Annotated in this window: 22 protein-coding genes and 1 other RNA gene; 9 read left to right on the forward strand and 14 right to left on the reverse strand. The window is 41.2% G+C overall.

Annotated elements, in window-relative coordinates; translation table 11 throughout:
• On the reverse strand, positions 1 to 582 hold a 582-nt coding region (locus GW12_RS01360; protein WP_034582439.1), incomplete at its 3' end, for a BapA prefix-like domain-containing protein.
• 345 nt (positions 583 to 927) lie between these two features.
• Between GW12_RS01360 and GW12_RS01365 the strand changes: the two genes are divergently transcribed.
• Positions 928 to 2094 carry a cupin domain-containing protein gene (locus GW12_RS01365; RefSeq protein WP_034582441.1) on the forward strand — a complete coding sequence of 389 codons (1167 nt, stop codon included), beginning with the start codon at positions 928 to 930 and terminating at the stop codon, positions 2092 to 2094.
• Positions 2095 to 2174: 80 nt separating this feature from the next.
• Here GW12_RS01365 and GW12_RS01370 read toward each other — a convergent pair whose 3' ends face one another.
• From GW12_RS01370 to GW12_RS01380, 3 genes are all read right to left on the reverse strand, one after another.
• Positions 2175 to 2954, reverse strand: coding sequence for a glutathione S-transferase N-terminal domain-containing protein (locus tag GW12_RS01370; RefSeq protein ID WP_034582443.1), 780 nt, complete (start codon positions 2952 to 2954; stop codon positions 2175 to 2177).
• Between the two features lie 106 nt (positions 2955 to 3060).
• On the reverse strand, positions 3061 to 3570 hold the full coding sequence (gene rraA, locus GW12_RS01375) for a ribonuclease E activity regulator RraA (RefSeq protein WP_034582488.1): 510 nt from the start codon (positions 3568 to 3570) through the stop codon (positions 3061 to 3063).
• 11 nt (positions 3571 to 3581) lie between these two features.
• Complete coding sequence (locus GW12_RS01380) at positions 3582 to 4247, reverse strand: NAD-dependent epimerase/dehydratase family protein (protein ID WP_034582445.1); 666 nt, start codon at positions 4245 to 4247, stop codon at positions 3582 to 3584.
• 213 nt (positions 4248 to 4460) lie between these two features.
• Here GW12_RS01380 and rpsT point away from each other — a divergent pair, with 213 nt between their 5' ends.
• Positions 4461 to 4730, forward strand: coding sequence for a 30S ribosomal protein S20 (gene rpsT, locus GW12_RS01385; RefSeq protein WP_004786139.1), 270 nt, complete (start codon positions 4461 to 4463; stop codon positions 4728 to 4730).
• Positions 4731 to 4940: 210 nt separating this feature from the next.
• Positions 4941 to 5246: a hypothetical protein gene (locus GW12_RS15545; RefSeq protein ID WP_152598511.1), complete on the forward strand. Its 306-nt coding sequence runs from the start codon at positions 4941 to 4943 to the stop codon at positions 5244 to 5246.
• A 13-nt stretch (positions 5247 to 5259) separates the two neighbouring features.
• On the opposite strand, the gene GW12_RS16075 is transcribed toward GW12_RS15545, so the two are convergent.
• The gene (locus GW12_RS16075; RefSeq protein ID WP_264673513.1) at positions 5260 to 5382 is read right to left on the reverse strand and encodes a hypothetical protein; all 123 of its coding nucleotides are present in this window, start codon (positions 5380 to 5382) and stop codon (positions 5260 to 5262) included.
• Between the two features lie 276 nt (positions 5383 to 5658).
• Here GW12_RS16075 and GW12_RS01390 point away from each other — a divergent pair, with 276 nt between their 5' ends.
• Complete coding sequence (locus tag GW12_RS01390; RefSeq protein WP_034582448.1) at positions 5659 to 6099, forward strand: hypothetical protein; 441 nt, start codon at positions 5659 to 5661, stop codon at positions 6097 to 6099.
• A gap of 54 nt (positions 6100 to 6153) precedes the next feature.
• Here GW12_RS01390 and GW12_RS01395 read toward each other — a convergent pair whose 3' ends face one another.
• Entirely contained in the window at positions 6154 to 6903 is a 750-nt protein-coding gene (locus tag GW12_RS01395) for a histidine phosphatase family protein (protein ID WP_034582451.1), read from the reverse strand.
• A 60-nt stretch (positions 6904 to 6963) separates the two neighbouring features.
• Positions 6964 to 7815, reverse strand: coding sequence for a 3'(2'),5'-bisphosphate nucleotidase CysQ (locus GW12_RS01400; RefSeq protein WP_034582454.1), 852 nt, complete (start codon positions 7813 to 7815; stop codon positions 6964 to 6966).
• A 12-nt stretch (positions 7816 to 7827) separates the two neighbouring features.
• On the opposite strand from GW12_RS01400, the gene GW12_RS01405 reads away from it, so the two are divergent.
• The 4 genes from GW12_RS01405 to GW12_RS01420 all read left to right on the forward strand — a co-directional run bounded on the left by GW12_RS01405 (position 7828) and on the right by GW12_RS01420 (position 10831).
• Positions 7828 to 8514 (forward strand): HAD-IA family hydrolase, encoded by a 687-nt coding sequence (locus GW12_RS01405; RefSeq protein ID WP_034582456.1) that lies wholly within the window; start codon positions 7828 to 7830, stop codon positions 8512 to 8514.
• Positions 8507 to 8947, forward strand: coding sequence for an RNA-binding S4 domain-containing protein (locus tag GW12_RS01410; RefSeq protein WP_034582459.1), 441 nt, complete (start codon positions 8507 to 8509; stop codon positions 8945 to 8947). Before GW12_RS01405 ends, GW12_RS01410 begins: the two co-directional genes overlap by 8 nt.
• Positions 8948 to 9091: 144 nt before the next feature.
• A complete protein-coding gene (gene recA, locus GW12_RS01415; protein ID WP_034582462.1) occupies positions 9092 to 10135 on the forward strand; it encodes a recombinase RecA in 1044 nt (347 codons plus the stop codon).
• A 78-nt stretch (positions 10136 to 10213) separates the two neighbouring features.
• Positions 10214 to 10831 carry a regulatory protein RecX gene (locus GW12_RS01420; RefSeq protein ID WP_034582463.1) on the forward strand — a complete coding sequence of 206 codons (618 nt, stop codon included), beginning with the start codon at positions 10214 to 10216 and terminating at the stop codon, positions 10829 to 10831.
• 563 nt (positions 10832 to 11394) lie between these two features.
• Here GW12_RS01420 and ffs read toward each other — a convergent pair.
• Positions 11395 to 11491: signal recognition particle sRNA small type (gene ffs, locus GW12_RS15240), an RNA gene on the reverse strand.
• A gap of 290 nt (positions 11492 to 11781) precedes the next feature.
• Here ffs and GW12_RS01425 point away from each other — a divergent pair.
• Entirely contained in the window at positions 11782 to 12603 is an 822-nt protein-coding gene (locus tag GW12_RS01425) for a YbgF trimerization domain-containing protein (RefSeq protein ID WP_034582465.1), read from the forward strand.
• 59 nt (positions 12604 to 12662) lie between these two features.
• On the opposite strand, the gene lpxA is transcribed toward GW12_RS01425, so the two are convergent.
• The 6 genes from lpxA to rseP form a co-directional block, all read right to left on the reverse strand.
• The gene (lpxA, locus tag GW12_RS01430) at positions 12663 to 13451 is read right to left on the reverse strand and encodes an acyl-ACP--UDP-N-acetylglucosamine O-acyltransferase (RefSeq protein ID WP_034582467.1); all 789 of its coding nucleotides are present in this window, start codon (positions 13449 to 13451) and stop codon (positions 12663 to 12665) included.
• Positions 13448 to 13933 carry a 3-hydroxyacyl-ACP dehydratase FabZ gene (gene fabZ, locus GW12_RS01435; protein WP_152598512.1) on the reverse strand — a complete coding sequence of 162 codons (486 nt, stop codon included), beginning with the start codon at positions 13931 to 13933 and terminating at the stop codon, positions 13448 to 13450. Before fabZ ends, lpxA begins: the two co-directional genes overlap by 4 nt.
• 5 nt (positions 13934 to 13938) lie before the next feature.
• Positions 13939 to 15009, reverse strand: a complete 1071-nt coding sequence (gene lpxD / locus GW12_RS01440; protein WP_034582490.1) for a UDP-3-O-(3-hydroxymyristoyl)glucosamine N-acyltransferase — start codon at positions 15007 to 15009, stop codon at positions 13939 to 13941.
• A 4-nt stretch (positions 15010 to 15013) separates the two neighbouring features.
• A complete protein-coding gene (locus tag GW12_RS01445) occupies positions 15014 to 15511 on the reverse strand; it encodes an OmpH family outer membrane protein (protein ID WP_034582493.1) in 498 nt (165 codons plus the stop codon).
• Between the two features lie 100 nt (positions 15512 to 15611).
• Positions 15612 to 18149, reverse strand: coding sequence for an outer membrane protein assembly factor BamA (gene bamA / locus GW12_RS01450; RefSeq protein WP_034582470.1), 2538 nt, complete (start codon positions 18147 to 18149; stop codon positions 15612 to 15614).
• 40 nt (positions 18150 to 18189) lie between these two features.
• Positions 18190 to 19545, reverse strand: a complete 1356-nt coding sequence (rseP, locus tag GW12_RS01455) for an RIP metalloprotease RseP (RefSeq protein ID WP_034582471.1) — start codon at positions 19543 to 19545, stop codon at positions 18190 to 18192.
• Positions 19546 to 19548: the final 3 nt, after the last annotated feature.

Here is a 19548-nt window from a genome sequence, read left to right on the forward strand (position 1 = left end):
AGGATTCTCTGGATTTTCTCCTTCAGGAGGTTCCTCTACTGGTGGTTCTTCCTCAGGTGGCTCATCTATTGGAAATTCTTCTTCTGGTGGCTCATCTATTGGAAATTCTTCTTCTGGTGGTTCTTCTTCGGGTGGCTCTTCTAGTAGAGGTTCTTCTAATTCTTCATTACGCTCATCCCCACCTCCATCTACACTTGCAAGCCCGCCAATAAGTAACGTACCCAGCGTAATCCATTCCCAGTTTTCCCCAAGAAATGAAGATGATGGATATAATTCATCAACTTTAGAAATAAGCTTATATTGTTTAGTCGCCTCATCAAACCAGTACAAAGTTCCGTTACTATCCTCGATCACTAAATTAGAAGGCAAATCTTCAGGATATAAAGGGTAAAAGTTTTCAATAATCAGTTTTTCACCATTTCTTAAGATCACGACCAGATTGGTACCTTCTTGGGATAACTGCACAATATCTGATTTAGATGCTTTGATTTTTACAATGGAACCTTGATCAAGTCGGATAGTATCTGCTTGGAACTGTTTAATTGCTTTCGTATCTTTATTAATTGTTTGAATTTCTTTCATTTTGTTATCCATATTATTCTTATTTTTCTTAGTCAAAACTGTGACATTTTTATATTTCTGTCAATCAAACTATGCTTTTCACGATTTTGTTTATGTAATTATCATTTTGATGATATTCGCTGTCTTTTTTCCATCTATTTATAATTATTTCTCTTTATTCAATTTTTTAGAAAAAGAAGACTTGTTTTACTTTATTAAAATTTTAATTTTTCACTAAAAACGTTTTTTATAAAAGAAACAAAGCCTGTTTATATTAAAAGTTAGTTCAATTGTTTACCCAGAATCTCTCTTGCACCATGACATAACTCAAGGGACAATAAGCAAAATTTATCTGTAGTTAATCCCATGTCCCAACCTCTAGACGTTTTAGGCGGAATTACCGCTGAACAGTTTCTTGCCGAATACTGGCAGAAAAAACCACTCCTTGTCCGTAATGCTATGCCAGAAATCTCAGGTCTGCTGGAACCTGATGATGTGATGGAGCTAGCCCTCGAAGAGAATGTCACTGCACGTCTGATTAAACAGAAAGACCGCGATCCCAACCAATGGTCAGTGAAGTCTTCACCTTTGCTAAAAGCAGATTTTCAAAAGATGCCAAAACTATGGACTCTACTAGTACAAGCAGTTGACCACTATTCTTTTGACCTATCTGAACTCTGGAAAAAATTCCCATTTATTCCACAATGGCGTCGTGATGACATCATGGTGTCGTATGCATCGAAAGGAGGTTCAGTCGGCAAGCATTTCGACTATTACGATGTATTTCTGGTACAAGGTTATGGTCATCGCCGTTGGCAATTGGGCCAGATGTGTGATGCAGAAACCGAATTTGTGCCAGGACAGCCATTAAAACTACTTCCCGAAATGGATGTGAATTTTGATGAAGTGCTGGCACCAGGTGACTTGCTCTATGTACCACCAGGTCTATCTCACTATGGCGTTGCTGAAGATGACTGCCTGACTTTCTCATTTGGTTTCCGTATGCCAAACGTCAGTGACATGATGGATCGTGTCGGTGACAAGTTTGCTGAAAATGAAGCTCTGCGTAATCCTCTGACTGATATCCTTCGTGATCAGATTTCAGCACCGGGACAAATGACTACCAATGAACTGGAATACCTGAAAGACAAAATCATGGAGCAGCTGCTCAATTCAAATGTACTTGAAGATGCCATCATGACCTTGATGTCTGAGCCAAAATATCCAGAAAATATTCCGGAAGCAGAGGAAATTGGCACGGGTGATCTGGAAGAAGCATTGGATCAGGGCTATAGCATCATGTTGGAACCCGCTTCCCGCCTGCTCTATACAGAAGAAGACGGCGAAGTGCTGTTCTGGGGCAATGGTGAAGGCTTATGTATTTCTGATGCCTTTGCAGAAAAGCTGAAATTGATTGCCAATGGTGAAACCGTTTCACTAGATCTGGACTTTGCTGATGAGGACATGCTGGAAGATCTGGCTGACTTGCTGAATGAATCGATTCTGATGCTAGTTCCACCTGAGGAAGAATAAGCTTCATAAAAAGAGGATCTTGATGATCCTCTTTTTATTTGTGATTGAAATATTTTTATAGCACTAAAAATGTATCTTGATTAAGTCCCATACTGACGCTGTAAATAGTTTACGATCTCTTTGGATTCAAACATTTTTACCCCGGTATTTGGATCAACCAGATAAGGAACCTGAATGTTATCTCCCATCACTTTTAACATCTGTTCCCGTTTGCCACCTGGTAATGGTTCATATTTGCCGGGTTTTAGGCGCAGTTTTGCCGGACCATAATCCTGCCAGCGTTCTTTGGCGATATTATGAAATATAAACGGTATTTCCAGCTCACTCAAAACAGCGCGTACCACACGGGTAAAAGGACTCGCTTCAAAGCCCCACAATTCCAATAACTTTTCAGGTGCTGGACGATCAAGAATCTGTTTATTGACCCACACACCGCGAGCGCCATTCACAATTGTTCCGGCAAGAGCCACTGTCGGAATTTTAGGATAATGAGCATATTTACTTGGTGTCTTGCCATTTTTACCATAATGCTTGAACAGATGATGAATAATCTCCTGTGATTCATACATCTGATCACCGGTATTTTCATCGACTAAAAATGGAAAACGGGTTTTACCCCCTAACTGTTTGACGATGGGACGGTATTTTGTGCCACCTTTCGGACATGGGTAAACTTCATAATCCAGATTCAGTAAAGTTAATACCTCACGCACCCGACGACAAAATGGCGAACCTTCAAATTCATACAGTTTGATTGGCTTTTCAGGCTGATTCGGAAACGGCGTACCCACCATCCCTCTCCCACCTTGGGTAATTGATGATACCAATGCCTGTGCAACCTTGATTTGATGGGGGAGCATACGATTTATCCTTTTTTGTTTTAGTTACCGTGAAAGTAGGCAGATTGACTGACTTTCACGGTATTTCTGATTTTTTCTTATTCTGTCAGTTTTAACAGCTTGCTGCTTAATCGACTAATTTTTCCTGAGACAGCACAATGCCGTTATTGTCAGCATAGACATATTCACCCGGATTAAATGTCACACCGCCAAAATAAAGCGGTACATCCACTTCGCCAATGCCCTTACGATTACTCTTTTGCGGGATAGAAGCTAATGCATGTACACCAAGATCCAGGTCGGCAATGGCATCAACATCACGTACACAGCCGTAGATAATCACGCCATTCCAGTGATTCTTCACTGCAGACTCGGCAATCAGGTCACCCATCAAGGCACAGCGCATAGAAGCACCACCATCCACAACCAAAACCTTACCAGTACCCTCTGTTGCCAGCAATTCTTTAACACGTGAATTATCTTCAAAACATTTTACAGTGACAATCTGGCCACCAAAGGTTTTGCGAGCCCCATAGCTTTTGAAGAATTTGCCATCCAGGCATGGTGTGACGACCTGAAGTTGTTTATCCGGATTATCATCAAGCAGGTCACAAGTTACAAATGGTACGCTGGACACGATTTTTACCCTCATTTCATTTTTTGTATGGCTAAATTATCATAAATTTCAAATTTCACAGTCTGATTCAGGGCTGCATATACCATAGTATGAGCCACCTGCTCGGCTGTCACTGGCTTGTATTTAAAAGAATCTGGTACCAAATGCGAAAACTTGCCATATAGTTTTTGTGCTGCATCTTCCAGCAAACGTTTCTGTCCCCGCTCACCCAGCAATAAAGACGGACGAATAATGCTAATCCTCTCCAGACTCAAAGTCTGGATATAGTCTTCCAGTTCGCCCTTGACCCGGTTATAGAAAAAATGGGATTTGGCGTTCGCTCCCATCGCACTGATCAATAGATAATGGGCATCTATCTCCTGAACCAATTCAGCAAAATGGGCATTAATCGTGTAATCCGCATTATAAAAAGCATCTTTTGAGCCAGCCTGTTTTAAAGTCGTGCCCAAACAGCTAAAGGCATGGGTATGCCCACTCACATCCTCCTCATTCAGCATCAGAAAGTCTTCAAAGACCAACTGGGTGACTTTGGGCCACTGTTCAAATTCTGGCTGATATTTACGCACCACCACACTAATACGCTGAGTACTCGGCTCATTCACTAACTGCTTAACCAAGCTCTTGCCGACTAGGCCTGTAGCCCCGATGACGATAGGATATGTTATGGTTTTAGTCATTTTTTGTACGATCTCCCTGCTCGAATACTAATCTAACGTTTTCTTTAGAATTTTTCTGCAACTAAAATGTTGTCAAAGCATGTCAAGACTTGACTTAAGCCCTTAGTTTCCTCAAAATATGGCACTTGTTTACGGGCTGGTGATAGTTCTTCTGATGTGGTTTTCAGTTGAGTTTCAGCCCGCCCAGACCAATCTATTTCAAGGAGTGCACGAGTGGCAAACTCTGCTCAAGCTAAAAAACGTGCTCGTCAAAACGTTAAAGCACGCAAACACAACGCAAGCTTGCGTTCTATGGTTCGTACATATCTTAAACGTACAGTAGCTGCTATTGCTGCTGGCGACTATGCTGTTGCTACTGAAGCTTACAAAAAAGCTGTTCCAGTAATCGACCGCATGGCTGACAAAGGTATCATCCATAAAAATAAAGCAGCTCGTCATAAGAGCCGTTTAAATGCGCAAGTTAAAGCATTAGCTTCTAACTAATCGCTAAACAAAAGAAGCCCCTTTGGGGCTTTTTTTGTGTCTCAAATTTTATTTCTAATTTATATAAGAATTTGATAATAGATATTTATTGCAATAATTTAATCTCTAACAAGATTTTCACACAACTAAATTATGATAAGCCTTACCACATTTTTACATGAAAGACATATCCGAAAAGTTCTCAAATCCTTATCACGACAACGTGTCGCCATGATTGGACCTAACAACATATGGATAGTTGAAAATGTACCGAAGTTACCTAACAAACAGGAAGCTTTGAATACCTGTTTAATACGTGGATGGGTAGAAATTATAGATAATGCAGTGCCGACAGGTGAATTAAATGAAGATACATTTACTCATCCTGAATCAACCTTTTCTCACTACTCCGCAATTTATCGAATAACTGATTCTGGATGGGCTGTTATTAATCGTACTCATTCTTGGGTGCTAGCTACTTTTTCAATCTCACTTTTAGCATTAATTAGCTCAATCATTCAATTATGGAAAAATTAAGCAGGAATTTCACTTATTCATCTTTATCCATAGAATGCGGTGTCGTGGTTTGGTCCTGTTCTGCATTATCGGTATCGCGCTGACATGCAGTTAAGCTAACTAGAAGCACCAAACTTAAAATTGTGATTATTTTCATGGTCATTCCTATACTTGCAATATTGATTTATCTATCAGCATAGTGATTTTCCATGCTTACTCTATTTCACTTTCATAAGAGAAATGTAAAAAAGCCTACCTAGATAATTATATGACTTACGGATTATCAGTTCTGGCCTCTGCAAATTAGAAAAACTCCCTATTCATTACCACTCTCAAAAATTCATAAAAGCTAATTAAATCCCATAAAATTTTTATGGTATTCTAAAAATCAGAAGCATAATATCTCTAGAATCACTTTACTTGGGGAACAAATATGATTACTAAATTCCTGCCAACATTAGAAAAATTTCATGACATGGAACGCCAGTACATCGAATACTTTAGCAGTAAAGGTGAAAAAGACGTTCTAGAACGTGTGATTTCCAATATAAAAGGCACGGCAGAGATTCAAGCTTCCCAAGGCGTCGATGCCTGGCTAGGTTATGGTGTGTATTTACCTGCAGTCGAACGGATCTTTGCAGAACATGCCGGTGAAAATGATACTGAATTTTATGCTCGCACCCAATATCCACCGCAAATCGTTGAAACCTACACAATTCCTAAGCATCCAATCGCAACTTTAATTGCTGCGGATAAATACTGTCGAATTCATCAACAGAATACACCTGTTAATACCTCTGTTTGGCCATTGAATGATGATGGCGACAGCATTGACCTAAACCAGTATCCAAATCGTATCAAAGCCAAAATTTAAGAAAATTAATAAATAGAATTAAAAAAGCTCAACCGTCATGATTGAGCTTTAATGTTATTTATGAGTCTTGAGTTCCGAATTCTGGAACTGAGAAATATCAAGTTCATGCACCTTGCCCCGCCAGATCCATTTCAGTTTGGATTCTTCAAACACATCACCTTCAAACCAGACAAACAGTCCTTCCATCATTTTCGGCCAGTCCTCTTTACTAACTTCCTGATGTCCCGACATGACAGCGATCATGGCAGCCAGAATAGTGTCATGACTCACCGCAAGACTGAGTCCATACGGCGTTTTTGGATGGGTGTTGTAAATCAGTTCCAGCACATCCACCACACCATGAATCGGGTGCTTCATTCCAGGCAAAGCATTATTTACGAAACTATTAATAAAACCCAAAGCACCCTGTTTTTTGAAATAAGGACCAGCTTTTTGAATATCCAGCACAAAACTGCCCGGCTCAACCAGCAGACCTTGCTCAACGATTTCAATTTTATGCGTATGTGAGGCTTTATTGGTTTGATCCGCCCCTTCGATCATCAATGCTGCAGTATCCACACAACGCTGGATCGGACTGGAAATACAGTGCTGAATATTCCGGTCAGTCTGATCCACCAGATAAGCACCCCATTGCTGCGCCAGATCGCGACCTTGTGGCGTCAATTGCAAATCATAGCCAGCCAGACCCTGACCAGCAGTATCTTCACGCAGGGAATGACGCGTAAACAGGGTTACAGGCGTCTTGGTATCAGGCAATAAATCGATTGCACTGAGCATACTCGGTGGAAGCAGTTTTAATGACACAATCTTGCCAACTGATCTATCAATGGAATCTGCCTCACTATAACATGAACATGCAACACCTCAATCACCGTCTTGCATGTCTGCGAGGGCCTGAAAGGCCAATTTCTGCATATCTTTGGTCTTATAGGCAATGAATCCGCCATTTAATAAGGTCTCGCGCTGATTATAGCTAAATGGTCGGCCTTTAAAATCCACCAGTCCACCGCCAATCCGCTCAATCAGGCATTGCCCAGCACTGGTATCCCATTCACAGGTTGGATGGAAACGTGGATAAATGTCTACACGGTCTTCTAGCATCATACAGAACTTGTAGGCACTGCCCGCCTTGATCTCATCAAAATCCGTCAATTTCGCCAGACTTTCCAGATAAGCAGCATATTTTGGTTTTTTCTGGCTACTCTGGCTTAAACCAACCTGTACCGTTTCTGCCTGCACAGTCTGTACATACTCATACCAGCTATCTTTCTGAATATCGTATTTAAATGGCATGCCTTGCTCAGGACAGAAATAAACAAGCTGTTGTGCCGGAATTGCCAAAATAGCAAAAGTAGTAAGATTGCCTCTGACCAGACTCAGGTTAATTGTAAATTCCGGACGTTGATGTAGAAATTCCTTGGTGCCATCTAATGGATCGAGCAGCCAAAATTCAGGCCAGTCATGCCGCCCCTTTTGTGAGCCTTCTTCAGATAATAGCGGTAGATCAGAAATTTCAGCTAGTGCTTGGGTCAAATAGGTATTGGCCCGATAGTCCGCCTGCGTGACCGGTGAATCATCCTTTTTCTTTTCAATGTCAAAAGCCGCACCGGAACAATATTGCTGATATTCTTCTCGCAAAATTTCGCAGGCTTGTGTCAAAATGGGCACAAACTGCAAAATCATCGGATCTTGTGGTGCTGTTGTTGCTTTAAACATAGAAAACCTTATATGTCGAATTGTCCAGAAAAACCGCCTGTCATTTTTGATATGGACGGTACCCTACTTGATCTTGCTTATGATGATTTCATCTGGAATGACCTGCTTCCCGTCCGTTATGCTGAAAAGCATGGTTGCAGTCTGGAGCAAAGTCGAGCAACGCTCTATGCGTTCTACCAAGAACATAATCATACTCTAAATTGGTACTCTTCGCGCTTCTGGACATCTAAAGTCGAAGTCGATGTACTTGCTATGCAAATCGAGCATAAAGATAAAGTTGCTTTAAGGCCACAAGCACTCGAGTTACTGGATTATTTAAAAGAAAATGGTTATCCGATCTGGCTGGCAACCAATGCCGACTGTGCAGGTCTTGCCTTTAAATTAGAACATTTAAATCTCAAAGGTTATTTCGATGTGATTGTCAGCTCGGAAACCCTCGGTCATGCCAAAGAATTTATTGAATTTTGGCAAGGTCTTCAGGCACTTCATCCATTCGATCCAGCAGAAGTCTATTTTATTGATGATACAGAAAAAGTCCTGAATGGCGCCAAAGCATACGGGATCCAGAACCTGTTTAGCATCAAGCAGCCTTCTTCCAGTAAAGTTGCCCGTGAGACTTGCAATTACCCGATGCTGGACCAATTAACAGACTTAATCCCTTATTTAAATCAGTCTGAGGTTAAGAAACAATATGCGTAAATCGTCTTTACCCGAAGATGCGGTAGGCATGCGTATAGATAAATGGTTATGGGCGGCACGTTTTTTTAAAACCCGCTCCATTGCCAAAAATGCCATCGAAGGCGGTAAAGTGCATATTGGTGGTGAACGTGTCAAAGTCTCCCGTGAAGTCCGGATTGGGATGGAAATTACCATCCAGCAAGGCATTGACAAAAAGACGGTGATTGTTAAAGAGCTGTCAGATGTGCGTGGTCCTGCGCCTGTGGCACAAAAACTGTATGAAGAAACCGAAGTCAGTATTGCACGTCGGGAGTTGATTGCATCACAGAGAAAACTGCATAATCTTGCACGTCCCGATCATCGACCAAGTAAAAAAGACCGTCGGGATATCAATAGATTTAGAGATGAAAATAGTCAGCAATTTGACCGTTATTGGTCTTATAATGATGATTAAATTCAAGCGTCAGAGTGTGTCGCACATGCACTGACTTTTATAGAATATCAGGGAACATTCTGTCACTATACACCTGTGGAACAAGATCTAATTTAAGACATCCACTTGAGTACTAAAGTTGTGACATCGTATTGAGGTTGTAAGATGGATGAGAATAAAAGCAAGGCGCTGAATGCTGCCTTAAGCCAAATTGAAAAGCAATTTGGTAAAAACACAGTAATGCGTCTTGGTGATAATACCGTTCAGGCGGTTGAAGCTGTATCTACAGGTTCTTTAACGCTGGATATCGCACTCGGTATTGGCGGTTTACCTAAAGGCCGTATTATCGAAATTTATGGTCCTGAATCTTCAGGTAAAACCACAATGACTCTGCAAGCAATTGCACAATGTCAGAAAGCTGGTGGTACCTGTGCATTCATCGATGCCGAACATGCGCTTGATCCTCAATATGCACGTAAACTCGGTGTAGATATCGATAACCTGCTGGTTTCTCAGCCAGACCATGGTGAACAGGCACTGGAAATTGCCGACATGTTGGTACGTTCAGGTGCGATTGACCTGATCGTTGTCGACTCAGTTGCCGCATTGACTCCTCGTGCCGAAATCGAAGGTGAAATGGGTGACTCGCACATGGGTCTACAAGCCCGTTTGATGAGCCAGGCGCTGCGTAAAATTACCGGTAATGCCAAACGTTCTAATTGTATGGTGATCTTCATTAACCAGATCCGTATGAAGATTGGTGTAATGTTCGGTAGCCCGGAAACTACAACTGGTGGTAATGCGCTGAAATTCTATGCATCAGTACGTCTGGACATCCGTCGTATCGGTCAGGTAAAAGAAGGCGACGAAATCATTGGTTCAGAAACCAAAGTTAAAGTTGTGAAAAACAAGATGGCGCCTCCATTCAAAGAAGCACTGTTCCAGATCCTTTATGGCAAAGGTGTCAACCATCTCGGTGAATTGATTGATCTTGCTGTACAACAAGAGATCGTTCAAAAAGCGGGTGCCTGGTATTCATATCAAGGTGACAAGATTGGTCAAGGTAAGAATAATACCATTCGCTACCTCGAAGAGAATCCTGAACTTGCTCAAACCATTGAGAAACTGATTCGTGAACAGCTTCTGACTACTGGTAATGTAGTAGAAGACAAAGACGAAGAAGAACCAGCAGACTTTCTGGATGCATAATCCTTAAACGTCATCACAGAGCGCCCTACGGGGCGTTTTGTTATTATGGTCCTATGAAATATTGAAACTGGATAAATCATGTCAGATGCAAAGTTTAGCAAGCTCCTGGATTATGAAACCATCAAGCAGCAATTTGGTAATGCTGAAGATGAATCGCAACCAGCAGTTTCTGTACAAGCAGATGCTACACCTGAGTTTGATCCTGAAGAAAGCCTGTTTGGTGATAGTAATAAAGAAGAACGCAAACCTGACTTAACTGGCTCTCGCCTACGTTCCTATGCGTTTGCCGTTCTGACCCGCAAGGAATACTCCAAAGCCGAGTTGATTGAAAAACTCTGCCTTTATGCCGAAAATCGGGATGAAGTTGTAGCTCTTGTTGATGAGCTATCTCGTGAAAACTATCAAAGTGACCAACGAGTGGCTGAAACACTTCTTTCCAGCCAGAAACGTAAAGGCAAAGGTCCAAATCAGATTAAAATGAAGCTGAAAAGTAAAAAGATTGATAGTAGCCTGATCAGTGAAGAACTGAAGGAAACTGACTGGGTACAACAGGCTTATGAGCTGAAAGTAAAAAAATATGGCACTGAAGTTACTAAAGATCCAAAACTAAAAGCCAAGCAGATTCGTTTTTTGATGTATCGCGGTTTTGAAATGGATGCGATTATAAAGGCGATTAGCCGTAAAGTTGAGGATTAATAGCTATCTATATTTGACTTAATAATCTACTAAGTTTTCATTTTAAGTATTACTCATGACATGGTAGTCAGTTTTATCAATAAAAGATTTTCAAATTAGTTCGAATAATGCGGAGCATAAGGATATTTTTCAAACAAAAAGGCACGAAGTTCATCGTAACGATCTAAATATTCATACAGTCTAAATTGAGGTTTATCCTGCCCTTTTAGATAAATGTTGATATGCATGAAGCCATTCACAGTACGCTCATTAATCTTTTCAATTTGCGATAGTGGTATGACCGTAGTTTTAAATCCATATAAGGTTAACCTATTTTCCTCTAACTCTATTCGATAATGCCATAATCGAACCACATACAAAAAAAGAGAAGACACAAATTACCGCACACAATGCAATAATAAAAATTTGAATATTTGGTTTAGGAAACTGAATGAGTAATAAGGTAGTTAAAACAGACAGAAATATAACACCCACATAGAAAATACTACGTGTGATTTTGAAATATAAAGTGATGAAACTAGTAAAAGGATAGTGCATAGTTTTTATTATAATAATGGTGGCAACCCTACCAGCAAGGCTTCGGCACATCGTAGATCTACTACCGTTGCTACCTTCCGGTCCTGGCGGGGTTCATAGAGTACAATTGCGAAGTAACCGGCAGGGCTACCATTGCAAGAACAGAGTATAGAGATTTTTAATAAACTTGCAAGCCGAAAAACCTAAAATTCTAGACCTTGCTATCCGTTTGATTATTTTAAAAACAATATAGGATTCTTTGAGGATTTTCTGTAAATACGGGATACAAAATTCTGAGTCAAAACCTCCTCGAACTTTGTAAAAGCATGTTGCAATTCCCGCAAAGGACGTTTTAAATGTGGAACATTATATTAAATAATTTATTTGATTAATCGCCCTGATCCGCGATTAACTCAATACAACATGGAAAATAGATGATGTTGAAAAAGCATATCTTGTGCGCCTTGAGCATGCTCTGTACTATCCCACTCTTTGCCAATGTTCCGATCGAATCACGCGGCCTAAGCCAAGGCAGTAGTAATCCAATACTTGCATCTACACCACCGGCATTACCCTCTGGTGCAGACATGCCCGTGCAAACCAATATGAGCTGGCAATTGCTACAAAAAAACCAGCAACTGGAAAATGATATTCGTAGTCTGCGCGGCAAGATTGAAGAACAGGATAACGAAATCCAAACACTAAAAAATGAACTGGCCAACCGTTATGCCGACCTAGATCAGCGTCTGGAATTACTCCAACAGAAAGTTGATCCACAAGAAGCTGAAGCAACTGAGGAGGATAACCAACAGGATACTGCACCCAGTTCAGGGTCTGGCAACGGCAAGCTAAGCCAAAATCCACAAACTTCTGTATCTTCTGCTCAACCGACTGAAGTAGAAAAAGCAGCCTATACGGTTGCCCTAGATGCGTATAAAAATGGTGGTGCAGCCAAAGCTATTGCACCGATGCAGAATTTTATTAAACACAATCCAAACAGTGTTTATATCAGTAATGCCCATTTTTGGTTAGCCGAGTTTAATCTTTCGATAGATCCGCCTAATTTCAATGAAGCAAAAAAGAACTATGCAATTGTGGTGGATCGCTATCCAAATTCAGCTAAGGCAGCACGAGCTTTATATCAACTCTATAATTTAAGCCAGGAAGTCGAAAAGAATTCAAATTTAGCGGCACAGTATAAATCGCACTTACTCAAGAATTACCCACAATCTGAAGAAGCTAAATTCTTTAAATAGAATATTCCAGATATAAAAAAAGACACCTCAGTGGGTGTCTTTTTTTTATGAACAGCTTATTAACGCACAATACCGCGTTTCGACTGTTCCAGAGAGTCAATCAGCAACTGAGCTTCAGCGACTTCTGGCAGAATTTCGGTACGGATTTTTTCAATGGCTTCTTGCGTGGTCAAACCAGCTTTATAAATCAGCTTAAATGCTTCACGTAGACCATTGATCACATTTTTCGACCAGCCTTTACGGCGCATGCCTTCCACATTCATGGCAAATGCATGCGCTGGGTTACCTGAAACCATCACATAAGCAGGAACATCTTTCAGAATCAAGGACGCACCGCCGATCATGCTATAAGAATCAATCTTACAGAACTGGTGGATACCTGAGTTACCACCAACAACCACATAATTGCCGACATGCACGTGACCCGCTACACCGACGTTATTGGCAAAGATATTGTGATCACCGACCATGCAGTCATGGGCAATATGAGTATTCACCATGAGCAGGTTATGACTACCAATCCTGGTAAGACCACTATCCTGAACCGTACCGCGGTGCAGACTGCAATGTTCACGAATCTTGTTATAGTCGCCAATTTCCAGCCAGGTTTCTTCACCCGCATATTTCAGGTCTTGACAGACTTCACCAACACTCGCGAACTGGAAAATTTCGTTATATTCGCCAATGCGTGTATAACCGCCCACCACAACATGCGAATGCAGTTGAGTACCAGCACCAATAGTAACATTTGGCCCAATGATACAATAAGGACCAATCTGTGCATCTGGTGCGATCACTGCAGATGCATCAATGATGGCTGTTGGATGAATTAGGGGATTATTACTCATGCCTGCTCGACTTTCAGATGGGAAATCATGATTTCCGCGGTTGTTGCGACTACGCCATCCACTGTGGCTATACAATTATATTTGTAAATGCCACGCTTTTGCATCACTAATTCAGATTTAAGCACCAATTGGTCGCCAGCAACCACCTGTTTTTTAAATCGAACCTTCTCTGCACCAGCAAAAAGGAACAAAGAGCCCTCTTTTGGAGTCTCATTGTTCATGACAAAACCAAGGATACCAGAAACCTGCGCTAATGCCTCAACAATCAGCACACCCGGCATGATCGGATAATTCGGGAAATGGCCCTGCAAAAACTCTTCATTAATTGAGACGTTTTTATAACCTACGATGCCATTGTCAGTGATATCTACAACTCTATCCACCAATAGAAATGGATAGCGGTGAGGCAAATATTCACGAATCGTTTGAATATTCATTGGCAATTCAGGCTTCGTGAATGTAGGCATATTCGATTCTGTCATCATAATTATTTACGCAACTTAAATGTTGATTCAATGGACTCAATTTGAGATTGCATATGATCAAGGCGTTTCATCACCTGGGTCAATGGCACATCTGCTAATTGTCTCAAGCGAACTACAGTGCGTTTCCATTGTTGATTTGGCAATAAACCCATACCTGAAGAATAAGTACCTGGTTCTGTAATGTTATTTGTCACCATTGACATTCCGGTCAATGTCACATTATCAGTGATATGTAGATGCCCAGCCACGCCACAAGCACCAGCGAGGATACAGTTTTTGCCAATCGTAGTACTACCTGCAATACCACAGGTAGCAGCAATGGCAGTATTTTCACCAATATGAACGTTATGCGCGATTTGCACAAGATTATCAATAATGACACCATTTTCTAAAATTGTGTCATCCAGTGCACCTCGGTCGATACTACAGTTTGAACCAATACGCACATCATCACCGATACGAACGGAACCTAGTTGCGCAATACGATTCCATTTCCCTTGATAAGGTGCAAAACCAAAACCTTCACTACCCACGACAGTATTGGCATGGATCCGCACACGATTACCTACGTTGGTTTCACCTGTTAACGTGACATGTGCATCAATAAAGCAGTCTTTACCAATTTCAACACCATCATCAATTTGAGCATGTGAATTGATGATGGTATTGGAACCTACAACACAGTTCGCACCAATCACTACATAGTGACCAATGTAAGCATCTTCTGCGATCACTGCTGAAGGATGAATCTGTGCCGTACTTTCGATCCCGCGCTGAGTTTGCTTTTTCTCAAAGATATGAGTCAGGATCGCAAAAGCCAGATAAGGATTTGCAACGACAATAAAATTCTGATGTGAACTTAGCTGTGCTTTCAGTTCAGCAGTGACAATCAGTGCACCGGCCTGACTGTTTTGTGCTTGTTCCAGATATTTGTCCGCATTGACAAATGCCAGATCTTGAAAAGTTGCATGTTCAAGACTCGCCAAGCCTCTTAACTGCAAATCGGTCTGACCTACACACTCGCCTTGAACCAGACGTGCAAGATCAGCTAATTGAAACTGTTGATGATTCATTGAATTATTTAATTGCATTAACCTTTTGAATCATTTTATCAGTTAAATCATACTTAGCGTCATAGGCAAGTGCGCTATTTTTATCCAAAACTGCATCCAACTTGTTCTCTTGACGTAATTGTTCAGCAACTTGTTTGATACGACTATCAAAAACTGAACGAATCTGCTGGATTGAAGTTTGAGCACTGGTTTGTACAGTTTGCTGCAGTTGCTCCAGCTCCTTAAATTTAGCCTGATACTGATCACTAAGTTTTTTCTTGTCTGCTTCACTCATTTTTGGATTGGCTTGAGCACGTTGTTGAATCGTTTGTAATTCCTGATTCAGTTGTTCAATCTTGGTACTTTGCGGTTTGATTTTTTGCTGAAAAGCAGTATTTTGCTGTTTGAGGTAGGCACTGTTTTCTACAACACGTTCTAAATCGATCACACCAATACCTGCAGCCTGCGTCATTGAAGTCAAAGTTGCCACAGCAATACCTGCACCCATCATCATTTTTTTCATCATAATTTCTCTATAAAACTCTATCTATAAAAATGGCCTTGCAAATGACATTGAATTGTCATTTTACAAGACCAGAAAATATCAAATGCATTCAATACTATTAGAAGGTACGACCAATCTCAAACTGGATGTTCTTGGTATCATCACCCTCTTTTTCATTCAGTGGGTATGCATAACTCAATGATAATGGACCAATCATGGTAATCCAGGTAAAGCCTGCACCTACACTGTAACGCATATCGCCCAAATCAAAACCATAGTTATCTTTACAGTATTGACGAGCATTGTACGGAGTACCCTTGACAATAATATTGCTATCACCTGCAGGAACATTACAGTTTGTATCAAAAACTTGTGCACCTTCAGCAAACAATACTGGGCGTACCTGGCGTGCCCAATCTCCTTTAAATGGAACTGGAAGTGCTAGCTCAGCCCCAAACTGAACTAAAGCATTACCCCCCACTTCTTCTTTTGATGGATCTTCCTGACCTGTTCTTTCATACACCACACCATCATAACGTGGTCCTAATGTACTATTTTCAAAACCACGAACAGAACCAAAACCACCGGCATAGAAGTTTTTATAGAATGGTAGGTCATTACCATAACCTAACTTACCATAACCACGAGCCACAAAATTCTTGCCTAATGGGAAGTAAACATTCGCATCATAAGTGACTTTCTGATATTCAACATCACTACCGGGCAAGGCAATCTCAGCATTCACACGATGCGACATACCTGTAGTCGGGAAGATTGGACGATTTAACGTATTATAAGACCAACCTAAATTTAAATTATAGGTTAAGAACTCGCCTTTAAACTCATTATCATAAGTGACTTCAGGTACAGCACAACTAAAACCGATTGTGTTCCCTTGATCATCCAGAATTGGTACTGTTAATTGTGATTTACCTTCAGCATCCGCAGGACAATAAGATCCATTTCCTGTGCTTTTCCCACCATTTGCTAATAAATAATCACGCACATAGGTAGACACATAAGGGCCCGTAGTGACCTCAGTTTGATCAATATTCAGACCAAAACTCAAGCTCTGATTTTCATCAATTGGATAACCAAAGTTGATACCCCCACCAAAACTATCAGTAACATAGTTGTTTACGTTATAGTCATCATCCAGTTTGGTTTTACGGTAATATAAATTATAACCACGACGTACACCATCAATAGTGAAGTATGGATCCGTTACACTCAGGTTATAGTAGTCTTGAGTTTCTGAACGTGACAGATCAATTGATACACTGTTGCCTGTACCCAAGAAGTTGGTCTGACTTAAACCTGCCTGGAAGGTCACACCACCACTTTGAGAGAAACCGACTGCCAAGGTACTGGTACCTGAATGTTGCTCTTCAACTTTAACATCCAGATCAATCTGGTCTGGTGAACCAGGAATACGTACTGGCTTAATATCGACAGTTTTAAAGAAACCGGTGCGCTCCAGACGGACTTTAGACAAATCAATTTTTTCATTACTCGCCAGCGCACTTTCCATTTGACGCATTTCACGGCGTAAGACTTCATCAGCGGTTTTGCTATTACCACTGAAGTTAATACGACGCACGGTGACCTGCTGACCTGGATTGATATAATAGTTAAGGTCAACCAACTTGGTTTCTTTATTAATCTCAGGAACAATATTCACTTCAGCAAAGTAATAGCCTGCATTACCATATTTACGCAATAACAACTGTTTAACAGCATTCACTTTTTCTTGTGAGTAGATTTCACCGTTTTTATAGAGCTGCAGAGTTTTCAGTTCATCAGTCGAATATAGTGCATCACCCAAGAATTTGGTTTGGCCAAACTTGAACTGCTCGCCTTCATCTACAGATACTTCAATAAAGACATGCTTTTTGTCTTCGCTCAGGTTTAAGCTTGAGTTATTGATATTAAAGTTGATATAACCACGGTTCAGATACATCGCACGCAATGATTCAAGACTCGCTGCCATTTTCTCACGTGCATAGCGGTCATTACGTGAAATCACAGAGTTCCAAGAGCTTTCTTTGATTGCAAAAGCCTGCTTGATCTCATCTTCTTTAAAGACTGTATTACCAATGATATTGATATCAAAAACTTTGGCTGCTTTACCTTCAACAAACTCGATTAGCAGATCAACACGGTTGTTCGGTTTTGCTGTGGTTTTTACTGTCACATCCGCATCATAACGACCTTGCTGCATATATTGCTGTTCAAGCTCAGTTTCAACTGTTTGCAATGCAGATTTTTTTAGAACCTCACCTTCAGCAAGACCCATTTTTTTCAGGCCTTCTTCCAGTGCTTCTTTTGGAATCAGTTTGTTGCCTTTCAATTCAATCTTGGAAATGACCGGGCGTTCTACCACCTGGAAAACCAAGGTATTACCAACCTGGGTTGCCTTGATATCGTCAAACAAGCCTGAAGCATACAAACTGCGGATCGCATTCGCGATGATCGGATCATTGACACGATCACCACTATTGATTGGCACTAAGCCGGACACATTTTCAGGAGTTAGGCGGACCAATCCATCAAATTTTATATCTTCTACTGTGAATTCATCTGCTGCATATGCTTGTTGTGCAACTGCCATAGCACTAACGAGTGCCAAAGGCATAAATAAATGTGTGTGCTGCATGCCAGTCTTTTCCGCTTGTTAATTCATTCCATCTACGTTGTTATAAACGCATAAAATCATTAAATAGAGCCAGTAGCATCATACTACCTAGCAATACCATACCAATTTTTAAGCCAACCAATTGTATTTGTTCAGAAACAGGTTTACCACGCAATAATTCAATAAAATAGTAAACTAAATGTCCGCCATCAAGCATTGGAATCGGCAGTAAATTCAATATCCCTAAACTTACACTCATTAGTGCCATAAAGGAAATAAAAGTTTGCCATCCCATTTCCGCACTTTGACCAGCCACTTTAGCAATCGTAATCGGACCAGATAAATTATCCAGACCGATCAGCCCACGTACCATTTTCACGATCGAGTTCAGGATCATGGACGACAGCTGTGCCGTCTTGTCAAAGGCCATCACCAATGCTTCGGTCGGACTGTATTGAATCGTTTGTTTATATTCTGCAGGAATGGTGATTTTACCTGGGTCGCTTTGTACACCCAGCATACCAGTCACATTCCCCATATTGTCGCGTTTTGCCTGCGGCATCACCTGTAAGTGCACCACCTGACCATTACGTAATACGTCAATTTTCAGTAATTTTTCTGGAGATGCCTGTACCACTTGAACCACATCATACCAGTTCTGCATTGGCTTACCATCAATGGCAACAATCTTGTCACCTTCTTTCATACCCTGACGAATCGCCGCGCCATCTTCACTGAGTTTGGAAACTACTGCCGGAATCTCAGGACGATATGGGATGAAGCCTAATACATCGAGTGGAGATTGTGACTGATCTTTCAGGAAGTTTTGAATTGGCAAATTAAAGTTTTTGACCTGTCCATCACGCTCGGCTTGGATGGCGATCTGGCCAGTTTCACCGACACGATCGACCAGTGCATAATTCAGTTTTTCCCAAGTACTGACCTGAGTACCATCTACCGCAACAATTTTGTCACCTTGCTGCATTTGTACCATAGCAGCAGGCGTATTTGGCAGGACTTGACCGACACGGGTATTTAATTGCTCTTGCGCCGGCAGGAACAGAATCCAAAACAGGATCACTGCAAAGAAAAGATTGATCAGTGGACCAGCAGCGACAATGGCAATACGCTTCCATGGATGCTGACGGTTAAATGCTTTCGGCAAATCCTGCTCAGGCACATCACCTTCACGCTCATCCAGCATTTTCACATAGCCACCAAATGGCAAAGCCGACAGTTGGTAATTAATCCCGGATTTTTTCGACGTCCATTTTAATAAAGTTGGACCAAAGCCAATCGAGTAAACCAGCACCTTCACGCCCAGTTTACGCGCTACAAAGTAGTGTCCAAATTCATGAATCGCAATGAGCGGACCCAATAACAGTATTGCAGCTGCGATAATAAACAAGGCGTTCATGGA

It is taken from the genome of Acinetobacter sp. HR7 (genome assembly GCF_000773685.1).
Lineage (GTDB): Bacteria > Pseudomonadota > Gammaproteobacteria > Pseudomonadales > Moraxellaceae > Acinetobacter > Acinetobacter thermotolerans.

Excerpts from the sequence above, each read along its gene's own strand:
- rseP (WP_034582471.1), bottom strand. The coding sequence starts at position 19,545 with ATGAACGCCTTGTTTATTATCGCAGCTGCAATACTGTTATTGGGTCCG.
- GW12_RS01410 (WP_034582459.1), top strand. The coding sequence starts at position 8,507 with ATGCGTAAATCGTCTTTACCCGAAGATGCGGTAGGCATGCGTATAGAT.
- lpxD (WP_034582490.1), bottom strand. The coding sequence starts at position 15,009 with ATGAATCATCAACAGTTTCAATTAGCTGATCTTGCACGTCTGGTTCAA.
- GW12_RS01370 (WP_034582443.1), bottom strand. The coding sequence starts at position 2,954 with ATGCTCCCCCATCAAATCAAGGTTGCACAGGCATTGGTATCATCAATT.
- GW12_RS01400 (WP_034582454.1), bottom strand. The coding sequence starts at position 7,815 with ATGTTTAAAGCAACAACAGCACCACAAGATCCGATGATTTTGCAGTTT.
- bamA (WP_034582470.1), bottom strand. The coding sequence starts at position 18,149 with ATGCAGCACACACATTTATTTATGCCTTTGGCACTCGTTAGTGCTATG.
- GW12_RS16075 (WP_264673513.1), bottom strand. The coding sequence starts at position 5,382 with ATGAAAATAATCACAATTTTAAGTTTGGTGCTTCTAGTTAGCTTAACT.
- GW12_RS01390 (WP_034582448.1), top strand. The coding sequence starts at position 5,659 with ATGATTACTAAATTCCTGCCAACATTAGAAAAATTTCATGACATGGAA.
- fabZ (WP_152598512.1), bottom strand. The coding sequence starts at position 13,933 with ATGACAGAATCGAATATGCCTACATTCACGAAGCCTGAATTGCCAATG.
- GW12_RS01405 (WP_034582456.1), top strand. The coding sequence starts at position 7,828 with ATGTCGAATTGTCCAGAAAAACCGCCTGTCATTTTTGATATGGACGGT.
- lpxA (WP_034582467.1), bottom strand. The coding sequence starts at position 13,451 with ATGAGTAATAATCCCCTAATTCATCCAACAGCCATCATTGATGCATCT.
- recA (WP_034582462.1), top strand. The coding sequence starts at position 9,092 with ATGGATGAGAATAAAAGCAAGGCGCTGAATGCTGCCTTAAGCCAAATT.
- GW12_RS01365 (WP_034582441.1), top strand. The coding sequence starts at position 928 with ATGTCCCAACCTCTAGACGTTTTAGGCGGAATTACCGCTGAACAGTTT.
- GW12_RS15545 (WP_152598511.1), top strand. The coding sequence starts at position 4,941 with ATGATTGGACCTAACAACATATGGATAGTTGAAAATGTACCGAAGTTA.
- GW12_RS01420 (WP_034582463.1), top strand. The coding sequence starts at position 10,214 with ATGTCAGATGCAAAGTTTAGCAAGCTCCTGGATTATGAAACCATCAAG.
- GW12_RS01425 (WP_034582465.1), top strand. The coding sequence starts at position 11,782 with ATGATGTTGAAAAAGCATATCTTGTGCGCCTTGAGCATGCTCTGTACT.
- GW12_RS01445 (WP_034582493.1), bottom strand. The coding sequence starts at position 15,511 with ATGAAAAAAATGATGATGGGTGCAGGTATTGCTGTGGCAACTTTGACT.
- GW12_RS01380 (WP_034582445.1), bottom strand. The coding sequence starts at position 4,247 with ATGACTAAAACCATAACATATCCTATCGTCATCGGGGCTACAGGCCTA.